Below are 13591 nucleotides of genomic sequence, written 5' to 3' on the forward strand. Positions count from 1 at the left end.
AAAGGCATTTCAAGATCAATAGGAGAGTCTACCGGCTGCTTTTGATCTTGCCTTGCTCTAGTGATCCGTCACACCCGGGTGACCTTTGCAACACGTTCTTCTCTCATGATCACTTAATCCCCCTTGTACGCTTAGGTGCGGACAGTGCGTGCCGGTCTAGCGCCGTGCGCATCGAATACGGGCTCCAGCCTGCCAGCGCCTCGCGTACGCGCGTTGAGGTATGGGGTCTGCAGTGAGAATGGAGCGACTATGCGTTGGCGTAGGGATCCTTCACGTCGCGCCCTTGTGAGGGAATGCGAGAGGAAACTCGCTGATCTCCCTATACCAACCCCCTTCAGTGTCGAGGCGCTGGTGAGCAATATGGAAAGCGCGCTGGGGCGTCAGATCCAGTTGGTCCCACTGGACGACCCCGACGGGGGCCTGGGGACAGCGTGCGGCCTTCGGGTGAAAACTCCCGAGGTGACCATCATTCTCTATCGTCGCCGCTCAAGCAGAAATCAAACAGAACACATAATCCTCCATGAGATCGCACACGAGTGGATGGACCACGGCACCTCTCTGACGGCCGTCGAAATCGAGCGCTACGTCCCTGAGCGCATCCGGCAAGAAGTGCTTCGGCGCTACCCATCAGCCCTCATTCAAGCGCGCGTCGATTTCGACAGCCACGAGGAGAAGCAGGCTGAGCTTTCAGCGTCATTGATCAAGCGCCTGGCACGTCGCCAGTCCGCTACCGGAGACGATGTGATCAGCCTGTTGGAGTATTCGTTGGCGCATCCGGTTGCCCCGCCGCGGCGTCGGCGGTAGCTCCGCACGATCCGCAATCTCGCACTGACCAAGTCTGCACTCTGCAGGGCCCGTGAGCGGCGACAGGTGTGGCACCTATAGATCGACTGATTCCGTGTTCAACTTCTTCAAATACTTCACTGCGGCAGTTATGACGCTGATCTCCATCTGGCGTTTCCCGGCTGTCAGATATGGCGATGCGCATCGTAGGGCGCTCTGGGGCGGCTACGCCGGATTTGCGGTGGCCCTGTGTCTATACACCCCAGCAGCAATGGACGCGGTCGATCGCATTCCGGTGGTCGATCTCAGCGCCCTGCTCCGGCACTTTGCCAGCACGGCGGCGATCATGGCGGCCCTGACCTACGTCGCCACCAGCTACGGCAAGACCGCTGAGGCGGTCGTGCCCAGGCATGTGGAGTTCTCGCGGTGGATCGCCCGAGCGTCGTACAAGGCCGGAGCCGTCGGCGTGGTGCTGCTCGCGATCCTCTTCTTCACCGTTGTCCAACGAGATCGGCCGAGCGAGGACTTCCTCGTTGACCATGCGGGAGAATGGGGCGTCGCGGTCTACATGACCATGTTCTACTTCTTTCCGCTAGTCACCACCGCCGTATGCGGCTATCAGTGGACGAGGGCGGCACGCCGAGCTGAGAGCACGAGCATGCGCATCGGGCTCGGTTTGATGGGTTTCGCGATGTGGATGGGGCTCGTTCACACGATAGCCAGAATTGCCATATTGTGGAGTGCCGTAATATTCCCTCTCGGTCAATCGACGGTGCGATTCCTGGTCGATGCCACAGCGATCTGGATGAATCTCCTTTTCGTCATCGTCGCAGTAGGGGCAAGCATTCCGACGACCCGCGCGGCTGCTGCGCGATGGAAGACGTTCCGAACCCTGAACTTGATCTATCCGCTCTGGTTCGATCTAGTCGAGGCTTTTCCCGGAACAAGCCTGTACCCGCCCGGCCGACGGATCACGGAACTCTTGCAGTTTCGCGTCCCCATCGATGTTCGCTTGGACCGATGGACGCAAGATATCTCCGACGCCTGCGAGAAACTGCGCTACTACGTGCCGTGCGACTTGATTTTTGCTGCGGAGGACAAGGCGTCCCCGCACTCCGATCCCGAGCCTGCTGCGGAGGCTTACTGGATAAAGGCTGGCCTTCTTGCCGCTAACGCAGAATCCGTCAGGCCGTCGTCGGCCACCCTGATGAGAGACAAGCCGTTCGTGGACACCGAAAGTGAAGCTGCGTGGTACGTGCGAGTCAGCACGGTCTACACGCAGATCACCGGTGACCAAGCGCGAGAAGTTCTTCATGACTCCGAGAAGTTGGAATCGGAATCTCGGCAGTAGTTCTGGAGCACAGTGTGCGTCGGGTTGCCTTATCCGTGTTTTCGGCGTATACGCCCTGTCACTCAGAGATGCGATCTTGTAGGGCTGCGTGAGATTCGGCACCATCGGGCGTGCGGTCGCGACTGGTACCGTGGGCAAGGCGGACAAAGAGGTTTTGCCCCGCCCTGCAAGTGCACTTCCTGGCCTGCGATGCGCAGCTTCTGCGACCGCCATGTGCGCCGGGTCCGCGACGCTGTCCGGTCTGGATAGGCGTCCGAAATCTCAGCAATGGAGTTCCCCGCATGTCCAACCGCCGTACCGGCCTCATTCTTGATTTCGGAGGCGTTCTCACCACCCCCCTGCTGCCCGCTGTGTTGGCGTTCGAGCAGCGTGAAGGGCTTCCCCAGGGGGCCTGCCTCACTGCCCTGTACAAGGACCCGGAGGGCGTCCGGATCACCAGCGATCTGGAACGCGGAGTGGTGTCCCAGCGCGAGTGGAACGAGTTCGCCGGCAGGATGCTGAATGTGTCGGCGGACGGGCTGATGGGGAGGATCTTCGGCGACCTCCGTCCTGAGCCGCTGCTGATCGACGCAGCCGCCGCAGCACGCCGGGCCGGGATCACGGTCGGCATCCTGTCCAATTCCGTGGGCCTGGCGCCGTGGGACCTGTATGCCGGCTACGAGCTGGAGAAGCTGTACGACGTCGTCGTCATCAGCGAGCACCACATGATGCGCAAGCCCGACGTCCAGCTCTTCGAGACCACGCTGAAGCTCATGGGCCTGCCTGCCGAAGAGTGCGTCTTCGTCGATGACACCGAGGCGTACGTCCAGGCGGCGGAGCAGCTCGGCCTCGCGGGAGTGCACAACCAGGACCCGAAGCAGACGGTCGCAGCCCTGTCCGAGCTGCTCGACGTCGACCTGGCCGCTTCATAGATCGGCGTCGATTCCGTCCGTATGAAGGGACTACGGCTCGGCCTCCCCGGAGGCCGAGCCGTAGTCCCTTCGTGCATCCGGTCCGAGAAATGGGCTGGCCCGGCCAGAGCCGAGGAGCGATAGGCGGTCAGGGGTCCTCGGACGCGCCCGCAAGGCGGCGGTACCGCAACTGATCTACACCCGCCCGCTACTAGCGGGGCTACTCCTTGTCCTGAACCTCGGACAGAGCGTGCCGCAGCTCTCCTACGAGCCTGTTGATGTCGGCCATCGATCTCCGGGAGAGGATCTCGCTGCCGCGTGCGGCCAGGCCGAGGATGTGCCCTTGGTGAATCGAGCCGATGAAGCGAACAGCCTCCAGGAACTCCTGGACCATGGGGCTCAGTTCGGCGTCATCGCCGAACAGCCAGGAGGGGACCTGGAAGGCGTGCGCCAGGCCGGCGCGCACTTCATCCGATGCCGCGGTTTCGGTTCCGTCGCGCAGCTCGCCGATGCCCTCGGCGGTGACGGCTGCGGTCGGCGCATGCTCGTTGACGAGTCGCGCGATCTCCGCATCGGAGAGCGCCTCCTCGCCGGTGGAACCGTACTGCAGGAGAAAGTTGATCTTTTCTCCGATCGTGCGAGGCGCGGCCTCTTGATCGCCATGTGGGGCGGTGGTGCGAATGCCGAACGAGCGATCCTGCGCCGCGAGCAGCTCCTCCTCGGCCACCCCGTACGCCGCCGCCAGCGGCTTCACATAGCTGGCGTTGAGCCTGCGCCGCCCGGACTCGGCGTTGCCCACCGGTCCCCGGCTTGCCCCGATGATCTCGGTGGCCTCCGCCACGCTGAGACCGGCGTCACATCGCAGGAGCTGTAGGTCCGGCGGTCCCTCGTGAGGGAACAGTTCGTCCAGTGGTTCGTTGAGCGCCGTGGCGATCGCTGGCAGCTTCTCGCCCTTGGGGAAATCCTTCCCGGATTCCCATCGTGCGACGGTGGCGCCGCTGACGCCCACCAGTTCGCCCAGCTGCCTCTGGTGCATGTCCCTGCGTCGGCGGACAGCACGCACGAGGCTGCCGTCGAACTGACGAGGGGGCACTGGGACTCCTGGTGCGAGGTGGCGATGGGCTCGGTGTCGGGGTCAACTGTAAGCCAGGGTTGATGCATTTTCGAAACTGACGTACGTTTCCGTATCGCACCTGTTGATCAGGCCCGATTCTACGGTGCCGAGCCCTGGGGGACCTCTGTGCATATTCGTATGCCATAACCGCTCACGCGACAAGCGCTTGCAGCGCTTGCCGGGCGGCGCGGATCTACGTCGGCATCACGCTCCTGAGAGCGGCCGACACGGAGTAAGGCGACCGCAAACGATCTTTCGGACAACGGGATGGACTTGTCCGCGGGCTCTACGTATGTTCGTCGTCCCACGCCGGGCGGCGCTCCGGAAAGGGGCCGATGACCAGCGAAAAGGAGGCGGGACGGATGCCGGCATACGACCCGTGATCTGACCCCGAAACTGAAACCGGCGCCGAGGAGCTACCAACTCCCAAGCGCCGGGCTGGCACCCCGAGGGGCGCCAATTACACATCACGCGGGCGGCAGAACTTCTTGCACGAGACCGCCGCACCGCGCTCCTTCGAACAACGGAGTATCGCATGCTCGCCACGCCGAGCGGAAGCCCGGCCTGCGCAGACGACGGCCGTCCGCGCCGCCTCGCCGCACAGCTCGCCGACATGATCCCGGGGGCGGCCACGATCCGGGTCAGCCTCACCGACCCGACACAGACGTGGCCTCATCTGCACGCCGTCGTCAAGGACGAGGCCGGAAGGACCCTTGAGCTGGGCCGCCCGACCGCCAGGGTCGCGGCACGCTGGATCCTGCGGGTCTGGCCGGAGGTGGACTGGATGCGCCCCCACACCTTCTGCCTTGCCGACGCCACCCTGACCCGCAGCGACCTGGTCGCCGCTGAGCGGGGCCGCTGAGATGGCCCGGATCCGAACCGTCAAGCCGGAGGCGTTCACGTCCGAGTCGCTCGCCGAAGTGACCGTGGCGGCCGAGCGGACCTTCTTCGGCCTGCTCACCCAGGCCGACGACCATGGTCGCCACCGGGACAACGCCGCGATCATCGCGGGGCTCCTCTGGCCCCTGCGCGCCGAGCACACCTCGGTCCACGTCGAAGACGACCTCCACCAGCTCGCGAACGCCGGACTGATCTGCCGATACACCGGATGCGACGGCCGCCTCTACCTCCACATCGTGACCTGGTCCGAGCACCAGAAGATCGACAAGCCGAGCCAGTCGCGCCTGCCCTCGTGCCCGCAGCACCAGGCTGCCGACCGGTGCGCCCCCTGCAAGGGCTCCTGCTCCCGGAGGGGGAAGGGCTCGCCCACCACTCCCCGAGGACTCGCTGAGACCTCGGCGAGGGCACCCCGAGCCCTCGATCTGCCTGCCGCACCCTCCTCGACGGTGTCGGAACAGGCAGACGGGCCAGCCGCCGACCGGCAGGAGGCCGCCGATGGAGCCAGCAGCGCACCCGGGCGGAACGGAGTTAAAAGTGCAGGTCAGAGGGTTGCCTCCGGCGGCTCCCCGAACCTTCCCCGAAGCCTCCCCGAAGGCTCGGCGCCTGGATCTAGGATCTTGGATCCTGGATCTCTTGTCCCTACGGGGCGCACAGCGCCCGCAGCCGGCATCTCCGCCAAGGACCTCGTCGGGGAGTACGTCGCCGGGTGCGACCAGCGCCCCCCGAGCGACGTGATCGGGCACCTCGGACGGATCATCAAGAAGCTCCTGGACGAGGGCATCGCACCGGGGCACATCCGAGCCGGGCTGGCGAACTTCACGGCCAACCCCAAGCACCCGAGCGTGCTGACCAGCATGGTCAACGAGGCGATGAATGCTCGCCCCGGCGGTTTGGCGCGGCCGGGAATCCGGCCTAACGTGCCCGCCCACCAGGCGTGGACCAACCCGGCCAACGCTTCTGCCGCCTACGCCGAGGAGCTGTGATGCACACCCGTCACCGCGAACCGCAGCTCCTCGGCAACGAAGCCACGCTGGAGCGCATGGCCCGGATCCTGGCCGCCCGCAACATCGACCCGGCCGACGCCGCGCTGCCGGACGACGCCGAGCCCTTCTCGCCGCTGGACGCTCTGCTCGCCGGGATGCCCCCGCGCTATCAAGCGGCTGTCGCCGACCACCCCACGGTCCTGGAGTGGGTGCGGAAGGTCACCGACGCGGCCGCCGCCCCCAGCTGTGGAGCCCGACGACAGGTCACCACCGGACCTAGCTTGCTGATGGCTGGGGTCGTCGGCGCGGGCAAGACGCACCAGGCGTATGGCGCGGTCCGAGCGCTGGTGCAGAGCGGGATCGGCGCGCGCTGGCGGGCAACCACCGCCGCCGACCTCTACGCCGATCTCCGCCCCCGGCCCGGGGTGGACAGTGAGCGGGAGCTGGCGGCCGTCAGTCGGTGCCCGCTGCTGATCATCGACGACCTCGGCGCGGCCAAGGCGAGCGAATGGGTCGAGGAGATCACGTATCGGCTGATCAACCGGCGGTACAACTACGAACTCCCCACGCTGATCACGACCAACCTGGCGATCAAGGACCTGCGTTCCTACCTCGGGGACCGAGTCGCCAGCAGGCTCGCGCAGATGACCACCCGAGTCGAGTTCGAGGCCGTCGACCGCAGACGCCACAGCGCCGCCGCCTGACCCTCCACAGGCCACCCCGCCGGACCGCGCCCTCGCAGCGCCGTCCCCCCCGGGGCACCTACCGCCAGCGCACCTCTCCGCCGACGCCCCTGCGCGCGGAGAGCGATCGGAGCACCCTGCATGACCAGCACGATGAACGGCCCCGCCCACCACCGTCAGCTCGGCGACCAGACCTGGCAGGCCGACGCCGTCTGCCAGAGCACCGAGTACAACCCGGTGGACCCCGAAGTCTTCTTCCCCGAACCCGACGAGACCGCCAAGATCGCCACGGCCAAGGCCCTGTGCGGCCAGTGCCCGGTCCGCCGCACCTGCCTGGACGCCGCTCTCGAAGGGGGTGACACCGACGGGATCCGTGGCGGCCTGACGGAAGAGGAGCGCGGGCCGCTGCACGACAAGCTCGCCAGCCGCCTCGACTACAGCCGCGTCAATGCCACCATCGCCGGACGCGACGTGCACCTCACCCATACGGAGCGCCGCGCGGTCGAGTACGCGGCCTACCGCCACGGGGTGAGCGAGCAGCGCCTGGCCTGGCTTCTGAAGGTCACCGAGGAGCACGCCAAGAAGCGGTACCGCGAGATCCGCCGGGCCGAGCGCAACCGAACCCTGAACCAGCCCACCACGAACACCACACCCCCCGAGACCAGCGGCGAGCGCCTGATCCGCGACGACTTCGGGACGGCGGCATGAACATCGCAAGCGCGTCGAAGACGGCGCACATATCCGGGTGGGACCGCGCGGCTGTCGTGGCGCTCGGGGGCGCGGGGTGCGCGCTGTCGTACGACGCCCTGCAGCAGATGGCCGTGGCCATCCACATCCGAGGCTTCCTTACCTACCTGTTCCCCCTGGTGATCGACGGGTTCATCGCCTACGGCATCCGAGCCCTCCTGGTCCTGCGCAACGCACCCCTGCGCGCCCGGCTCTACGTCTGGACGCTCTTCGGCACGGCCACCGCCGCCAGCATCTGGGCCAACGCACTCCACGCGGTGCGCATCAACCAGGACACGGTCGCGGGCACCGGCCTCCAGCTCGGTGACGCGGTGGTCGCGGTGCTCTCCACCATCGCCCCGCTCGCACTGGCCGGAGCGGTCCACCTCTACATCCTCATTGCCCGGGGCCCGGTCGAGGACTCTGGCCAGCAGAACCTCGGTCAGCTCGGTCACCTCGGTGAGACCGACCGGGGCGACGCTATCGAGGTCACCCGGACCGACCGAGCCGGTCAGCAGTGGTCAGCGGCCGGTCAGGTCAAGTCCGGTCAGTCGGTCACCGCTCTGACCGACCGGCTGCCGCTGTCCCCGACCGACGAGGACACCGCCGCCCGGTCAGTGACCGGAGACTCGACCCCGGCGACCAGCGGCCAGTCGGTCACCGACCACCACCACGGTGCCCCTGACCTGCCGGGACAGGCGGACAAGGGTCGGACGGTCACTGACCGCCCCGGCAGTGCGGCCCAGGTTGGTGATGACCAGGGCAGCCCGGCGGCGGTCAGTGCCCCGCCGGTCACCTCGCCGCCGGTCACTGACCGGGCCGCTCGGCCGACTGGTGACCGGCGTCCTGACCCGGACACCGAGGAGCTGCTGGCGATCGCCCGGTCGGCGGTCAGGGCCGAGGACAAACTGACCCGCAAGGTGGTCGCCCAGGCGATCCGAGGTCAGCAGATCCCGCTGTCCAGCGACACCCTGACCGCGCTGATGGCCCAGCTGCGCGAGCAGCACCGCCAGCCGGTCACTTCCTCCCGGCCCTGACCGAACCTGCACGGAGTGGGTGGCCGAGCCGGTCACCCCGGCCGGTCACCCACTCCGCATGTCACCGACACACCCCGCCACAGCAGAAGCGGAGAGCACCCGATGCGCACTCACCCGGCCACGCCCGCCGAAGTCGACTCCTGGCTGACCGTCCTGCACCAGCACGGACACCTTCACCGCGCCCAGTCCGGCCCCGACACCACCTGGATCGTGCAACGCGAGCAGCACGACCGGCCCTGGACCCTGCACCACCCCGTCCTGGCCATGGACTGGATCGAGGAACTCGTCCGCGAAATCCAGCAGCAGGACCCGGAGACGAGCCGGTGAACACCAACGACCCGGTGGCCACCTCCGCTGGACAGCAGCGTGACCCCACCACGGCTCCTGGCGGAGCAAGCTATCGCGTACGACGGTCCTACGGCCCGACGTACGCACTTGCCCCCGCCCAGGAGGGCGGGGGAAGCCCGGCTGGTCCCCGAGCGAGGGCGCACGGGGACCAGCCGGGCAACCGGCACCAGGGGGCGCCGGTCACCGGGGGAGAAGCCGACCGCGACGACCACCGCGAGCAGCCGAGCCCGAGCACGCCCGCCTACCCCGACCGCAAACCGCGCCGCCGCACCCGCAACCCCAGCGAGCGCACCCGCAAGACGACCACCCGCCTCTCCGACACCGAGAAGACCGAGATCGCCGAGGCCGCCACCAAGCGCGGCGTCACCGTCGCCCGCTTCCTCGCCGTCTCCGGCCTGAGCGCCGCCCGCGGATGCGCCCCCGTGCACAGCAACGACCAGCTCGACACCGCCATCGACGAACTCGCCGCTCTGCGCACCGCGCTGGCCCGGATCGGCAACAACATCAACCAGATCGCCTTCGCCCTCAACAGCGGTGGCCAGCCGTGCGCCGGTGAACTCGAACACGCGCTGGGCGCGCTGACCGGACTTCTCGCCCGCGTCGATGACGCGGCGAACGACCTGGTGACCCGGCGGCTGTGATGGTTCCCGACATCGGACGCGGCTCCCGCACCCACGGCCTCCTCGTCTACCTGTACGGCCCCGGACGGCGCGAGGAGCACACCGACGCACACCTCGTCGGCTCCTGGGACGGCTTCGCCCCCGACCCCGGCCGCGACACCGGCCTCGACCCCGACCCGAAGGTCACCCTCGCCCGGCTCACCGCCGCCCTGGACCTGCGGGTCAAGCAGGCCGGCGACCGCGCACCCGCCAAGCACGTCTGGCACTGCTCGGTCCGCACCGCCCCCGGGGACCGGCGGCTGGACGACGAGGAGTGGAACGCCGTCGCCCAGCGCATCGTCCACGCCACCGGCATCGCCCCGGCTGGAGACTCCGACGGCTGCCGGTGGATCGCCGTCCGCCACGCGGAAGACCACATCCACATCGTCGCCACCCTCGTACGCGGCGACCTGCGCAACCCGCGCCTGAACTACGACTTCAACAAGGCCCAGGCCGAATGCCGACGCATCGAGAAGGAGATGGGCCTGCGGCGCCTGAACGCCGGTGACGGAACCGCAGCGAAGAATCCCAGCAGCGCCGAGAAGTTCAAGGCCGAGCGCACCGGCCGCCCGGGGACCTCGCGCGAGACGCTCCGCGAGGCCGTTCGTCGAGCCGTGGCGGGAGCGGATTCGGAAGAGGAGTTCTTCACGCGGCTCCGAGAGGCGGGGGTACGGGTGAAGCTGCGGCACGCACCGTCCGGTGACGCGCTCGGCTACAACGTGGCCCTGCCCGGCGACCGCAACCGCGACGGAGACCCGGTCTGGTACCCCGGCTCCAAACTGGCCCCCGACCTCTCCCTTCCGAAGATCCGTCTACGCCTCACCGACGGGGCCGCCGAGCCGAGCGCGCCCGCGGTCGGCGCTGACCGGACGAACTGGTCACCGCCCGCCCGTCAACGACGCAACGCCACCGTCATCGCAGAGCGCTCGGCCACGCTCCTGGAACGCGACGAGGACGGCGAGGCCGCCCCCCAGCTCGTCGGCGTCGGAGAACTCCTCGACGCAGTGGCCCAGACCTCACCGGCCACCACCCGCACCGAGCTGGCCGCCGCAGCCCGCGCCTTCGAACGGGCAACCCGCAGTCATGTCCGCGCCGAACGCGCCGACACCCGGGCCCTCCGCTCAGCCGCCCGAGGCATTGTCCAGGCCGGCGGGGCGCTCGGCCGAGGCGAGGACGGCGGCACCACCGCCATGCTCGTCTCCACCCTCGTCCTCGTCACCCTCGCCGCCGCCCGCTGGCACTCCGCCCGCGGACACGCCCAGCAGGCCCACGCCTCCCGACAAGCCGCCGCGCACCTGCGCACCGCCTACCGGCAGGCCGCTGCCACCCCGATGCGAGTGCTGCACGACCAAGGTCGGGCTCTTCCAGAAGCCCAGCGCCGCGCGCACGAAGCCACCCTTCGTGCCGCTTTGCCGGAGAAGGTCGTACGGGCAGGGGGCATGGAAGCGAGGACCGACGCCTTGGTCGCCACCCTCGCCCAGGCCGAGCAGGCGGGCCACGACTCCGAAGCCCTCCTGCGCCAGGCCATCGACATGCGCGAACTCGAAAGCGCTGATGACGTGAGCGACGTCCTGGTCTGGCGTCTGCGTCGCATCGCCCAGCTCCCGGCACACCCGGGTGACGGTGCCCGTCGTCCGCAGGCCGCCACCCGCCAGGCCACCACGCCGAGCAGCCGCACCAGTGAACGAAACGCGACGGCAGCCGTACCGCTCGGGACTACTCAAGACCCCAACCGCCGCTCGCCACGTCGTTGACTAGGTCGAACCGGTAGTCGACCACCTGCCGAGCGGGCGCTGCAAAATGTATGGACAGCCGGTTCCACCGGCTGTCACGGATGAAGACAGGACCGACAACCGGGAGATGACGCTCGTGCTCAGAACCACCACCCGCACCACGGAGCCGGCACCCGCGCTGCCCGTCCTCCCCACTGGTACCGACCCCCTGCTGCAGCTCCAGGCCGAGACGCGGCGGGCCGACGGGCCGGGGGCGATTCGCTGCGTCGGCCACTCACGCGAACTCGCTCTCGGGGGTATCCCCGTGATGTGCTCCGCCTGCCGTGCCCGACGCGACTGGCTGCTCATCAACCACGGGCGCAACGTCTGGGTCCGCTGCCGGTGCGGCAACCAGTGGCTCGAGCCCGAGATCGGCCGCGCCGACTTCGACGCCCTGGTCGGCGGCCCGCACGGGACGACGTACCCGAGTGTTGAGGCGGGTCTGGCCGCGCTCGGGTTCGACGGCGTATTCGCCGGCATCTACCTGGAGTAGGCGAGCACCAGACCGAACGCCGAGGGGCGCCACCGGCATATCGCACACTGTTGGTCTATCGGGGCTCTGCGTGACGTCGACCTTAAAGACCCAGTTGTGGTCTTGAAGGCCGACAATGTCGTATGGGGCGATCCGCACCATCCACTGAGCAGCGCTTTGCCCCGCCGACCAAACGATCGACGGGGCGAAGTAGGCAAGCACCGGATTAACCAACGGCATTCGCAGATGCCCGGCCCGTGCGGTGGTGGTTAGTAGTCGGCTCGTTCGGAGTGCGGCCCGTACTCCTCGATGAGGTCACAGGTGTACGTCCCGCCCGTGTAGGAGGCCTTGTTGAATACGTCGTGGTGGTTCCGCTGTGCCGGTGACGTCAGCGGCACAGCGGCGGGCGCCGGGGCGGCCTCGCCCTAATCCATGCTCAGCCTCGGGTCGCGTCGGTAGTCAGCCGTTCTACGCTGCCCTCATGGCACGCACATGGACAAGAATTCACGAGCATCTCGGATGCCCACCCGGGCCTCTCACCTTCGACATGGTCCGCCGGGCCACGGACGACAACCTGGACGAGTTCGACGACCTGGACTGGAAGGAGCCGCTCCCTCAACCGCCCAGGGATGGCCGTTGGAATGAGTTCGCCAAGGACGTCGCGGCCATGGCGAACACCCGTGGTGGTCTGATCATCTACGGCGTAGAGGACAAGACGACCCGCTTGTTGGGCATAGACCCCCAGGAAGCCAACCTGCAGCAGTACGCGCAGTGGATCCGCAACCACGTCCACCCATACCTGCCGGACCTGGACATGTTCGAGCTGACCGATGGAACGAAGTCCGTCTTGGTCGTCGATGTGCCGGCCAGCGAGATGGCACCGCACCTGGTGTACGGCACCGCCGCCAAGGACAAGGATCAGCAGGCCGCGGTTGTCCCCTATCGGGACAACGACCATACCGCCTGGATGGCGGAGCATCAGGTCGAGCGCGCCTACCGCGACCGCTTCGCCCGTGTCGGTCTGGCAGAGGAACAACTTCAGCGCCACATCGACTTCACGACCAGGACCATCACCGCGCATGCTTCCGCGCCTTCGGCATGGTTCATCGCGGTCTCCCGACCGCAGCGGCCCCTGCCGCGCGGTGCCTACACGATGAGCCGGGGAGAGGCGCGGGAGGTCCTCAAGTCCGCCGAGAGGCGAGCCCGCGCTCTGCACGGGAAACCGTTGGTGCCAGGGCCTCTGGTCGGTATGGGGCCGGACACGCTGCTCAACCCGCGCTCCGGCCTGCGCCGCTGGGTGTGCAGCAATCTGGAGTCGCCCATCAACCGGGAGATCATCACCGAGCTGCACTACGACGGCACCGTGGTGATGGCGGCCAACCTGTCCTTTATCCGGGAGAGCGAGGAGCCTCCCGGCCAGGACGATGACCTCCTCGTATCCGAGCGCCTGGTGACGGCATGCTGTTACGACTTCGTCGCCACCGCGCAGGAGCAGCAGAGGAAGCTGCGCCTGGACAGCGCGCTGCAACTCACAGCGGTGATCATCTCACCGGACAAGCCCAGAGCTTTGGCACCGCTCACCTCGCAATGGGGTGATCTCCAAGGGCGGGAAAGCACGCCCCCTTACGCCCGCCGCCCCCACTACATCCAACCCGCGCACACATCACTCTCCCCGGTGTCGGCAGAGGAGGAGGGACGCGGCAGTGCCGACGAACTGTGCATGGATCTGATGAACCAATTCGGGCTGTAGTCCAGACCGGAGGCCATCGGCTGTGCCATTCTCGGCACTGCCTGGCCGGCTCTCCGCTGATCGATCGATGAGTGCCCCCGCCCGGCACGGAGGACTGTCACAGGCACACGGCATTATCAGGAG

14 protein-coding genes are annotated in these 13591 nt (G+C 67.7%); 13 read left to right on the plus strand and 1 reads right to left on the minus strand.

Going from position 1 to position 13591, the window contains the following annotated elements; all coding sequences use genetic code 11:
* Window positions 1-459: 459 nt before the first annotated feature.
* The 3 genes from ACFRMN_RS34785 to ACFRMN_RS34795 all read left to right on the plus strand — a co-directional run bounded on the left by ACFRMN_RS34785 (window position 460) and on the right by ACFRMN_RS34795 (window position 3045).
* Window positions 460-804, plus strand: coding sequence for a hypothetical protein (locus tag ACFRMN_RS34785; RefSeq protein WP_228487106.1), 345 nt, complete (start codon window positions 460-462; stop codon window positions 802-804).
* 94 nt (window positions 805-898) lie between these two features.
* A complete protein-coding gene (locus ACFRMN_RS34790; RefSeq protein WP_383027541.1) occupies window positions 899-2134 on the plus strand; it encodes an MAB_1171c family putative transporter in 1236 nt (411 codons plus the stop codon).
* Window positions 2135-2415: 281 nt separating this feature from the next.
* The gene (locus ACFRMN_RS34795) at window positions 2416-3045 is read left to right on the plus strand and encodes an HAD-IA family hydrolase (RefSeq protein WP_383027545.1); all 630 of its coding nucleotides are present in this window, start codon (window positions 2416-2418) and stop codon (window positions 3043-3045) included.
* 199 nt (window positions 3046-3244) lie between these two features.
* Here the strand turns inward: ACFRMN_RS34795 and ACFRMN_RS34800 are convergent, their stop codons facing one another.
* Window positions 3245-4117: a helix-turn-helix domain-containing protein gene (locus tag ACFRMN_RS34800; protein ID WP_383027546.1), complete on the minus strand. Its 873-nt coding sequence runs from the start codon at window positions 4115-4117 to the stop codon at window positions 3245-3247.
* A gap of 556 nt (window positions 4118-4673) precedes the next feature.
* Here ACFRMN_RS34800 and ACFRMN_RS34805 point away from each other — a divergent pair.
* The 10 genes from ACFRMN_RS34805 (at window position 4674) to ACFRMN_RS34850 (ending at window position 13468) form a co-directional block, all read left to right on the plus strand.
* Entirely contained in the window at window positions 4674-5000 is a 327-nt protein-coding gene (locus ACFRMN_RS34805) for a transcriptional regulator (RefSeq protein ID WP_096624711.1), read from the plus strand.
* 1 nt (window position 5001) lies between these two features.
* Window positions 5002-6021: a hypothetical protein gene (locus ACFRMN_RS34810; RefSeq protein ID WP_383027550.1), complete on the plus strand. Its 1020-nt coding sequence runs from the start codon at window positions 5002-5004 to the stop codon at window positions 6019-6021.
* On the plus strand, window positions 6021-6725 hold the full coding sequence (locus ACFRMN_RS34815) for an ATP-binding protein (protein ID WP_383027553.1): 705 nt from the start codon (window positions 6021-6023) through the stop codon (window positions 6723-6725). The genes ACFRMN_RS34810 and ACFRMN_RS34815 overlap by 1 nt, the downstream gene beginning before the upstream one ends.
* A gap of 120 nt (window positions 6726-6845) precedes the next feature.
* Complete coding sequence (locus ACFRMN_RS34820; RefSeq protein WP_383027555.1) at window positions 6846-7412, plus strand: WhiB family transcriptional regulator; 567 nt, start codon at window positions 6846-6848, stop codon at window positions 7410-7412.
* Complete coding sequence (locus ACFRMN_RS34825) at window positions 7409-8467, plus strand: DUF2637 domain-containing protein (protein WP_383027558.1); 1059 nt, start codon at window positions 7409-7411, stop codon at window positions 8465-8467. Before ACFRMN_RS34820 ends, ACFRMN_RS34825 begins: the two co-directional genes overlap by 4 nt.
* A 102-nt stretch (window positions 8468-8569) precedes the next feature.
* Window positions 8570-8794, plus strand: coding sequence for a hypothetical protein (locus ACFRMN_RS34830; RefSeq protein WP_003972986.1), 225 nt, complete (start codon window positions 8570-8572; stop codon window positions 8792-8794).
* On the plus strand, window positions 8791-9456 hold the full coding sequence (locus tag ACFRMN_RS34835; protein ID WP_383027561.1) for a plasmid mobilization protein: 666 nt from the start codon (window positions 8791-8793) through the stop codon (window positions 9454-9456). Before ACFRMN_RS34830 ends, ACFRMN_RS34835 begins: the two co-directional genes overlap by 4 nt.
* A complete protein-coding gene (locus ACFRMN_RS34840) occupies window positions 9456-11228 on the plus strand; it encodes a relaxase/mobilization nuclease domain-containing protein (RefSeq protein ID WP_383027609.1) in 1773 nt (590 codons plus the stop codon). Before ACFRMN_RS34835 ends, ACFRMN_RS34840 begins: the two co-directional genes overlap by 1 nt.
* A 106-nt stretch (window positions 11229-11334) precedes the next feature.
* Complete coding sequence (locus ACFRMN_RS34845; protein WP_383027563.1) at window positions 11335-11739, plus strand: hypothetical protein; 405 nt, start codon at window positions 11335-11337, stop codon at window positions 11737-11739.
* A 460-nt stretch (window positions 11740-12199) separates the two neighbouring features.
* On the plus strand, window positions 12200-13468 hold the full coding sequence (locus ACFRMN_RS34850) for a helix-turn-helix domain-containing protein (protein ID WP_383027566.1): 1269 nt from the start codon (window positions 12200-12202) through the stop codon (window positions 13466-13468).
* Window positions 13469-13591 lie beyond the last annotated feature (123 nt).

The sequence above is a fragment of the Streptomyces sp. NPDC056835 genome (assembly GCF_042789485.1).
Taxonomy (GTDB): Bacteria; Actinomycetota; Actinomycetes; order Streptomycetales; family Streptomycetaceae; genus Streptomyces.

Coding starts and splice junctions, on each gene's coding strand:
- ACFRMN_RS34815 (WP_383027553.1), top strand. CDS start 6,021: ATGCACACCCGTCACCGCGAACCGCAGCTCCTCGGCAACGAAGCCACG.
- ACFRMN_RS34845 (WP_383027563.1), top strand. CDS start 11,335: ATGACGCTCGTGCTCAGAACCACCACCCGCACCACGGAGCCGGCACCC.
- ACFRMN_RS34805 (WP_096624711.1), top strand. CDS start 4,674: ATGCTCGCCACGCCGAGCGGAAGCCCGGCCTGCGCAGACGACGGCCGT.
- ACFRMN_RS34850 (WP_383027566.1), top strand. CDS start 12,200: ATGGCACGCACATGGACAAGAATTCACGAGCATCTCGGATGCCCACCC.
- ACFRMN_RS34795 (WP_383027545.1), top strand. CDS start 2,416: ATGTCCAACCGCCGTACCGGCCTCATTCTTGATTTCGGAGGCGTTCTC.
- ACFRMN_RS34820 (WP_383027555.1), top strand. CDS start 6,846: ATGACCAGCACGATGAACGGCCCCGCCCACCACCGTCAGCTCGGCGAC.
- ACFRMN_RS34810 (WP_383027550.1), top strand. CDS start 5,002: ATGGCCCGGATCCGAACCGTCAAGCCGGAGGCGTTCACGTCCGAGTCG.
- ACFRMN_RS34840 (WP_383027609.1), top strand. CDS start 9,456: ATGGTTCCCGACATCGGACGCGGCTCCCGCACCCACGGCCTCCTCGTC.
- ACFRMN_RS34830 (WP_003972986.1), top strand. CDS start 8,570: ATGCGCACTCACCCGGCCACGCCCGCCGAAGTCGACTCCTGGCTGACC.
- ACFRMN_RS34825 (WP_383027558.1), top strand. CDS start 7,409: ATGAACATCGCAAGCGCGTCGAAGACGGCGCACATATCCGGGTGGGAC.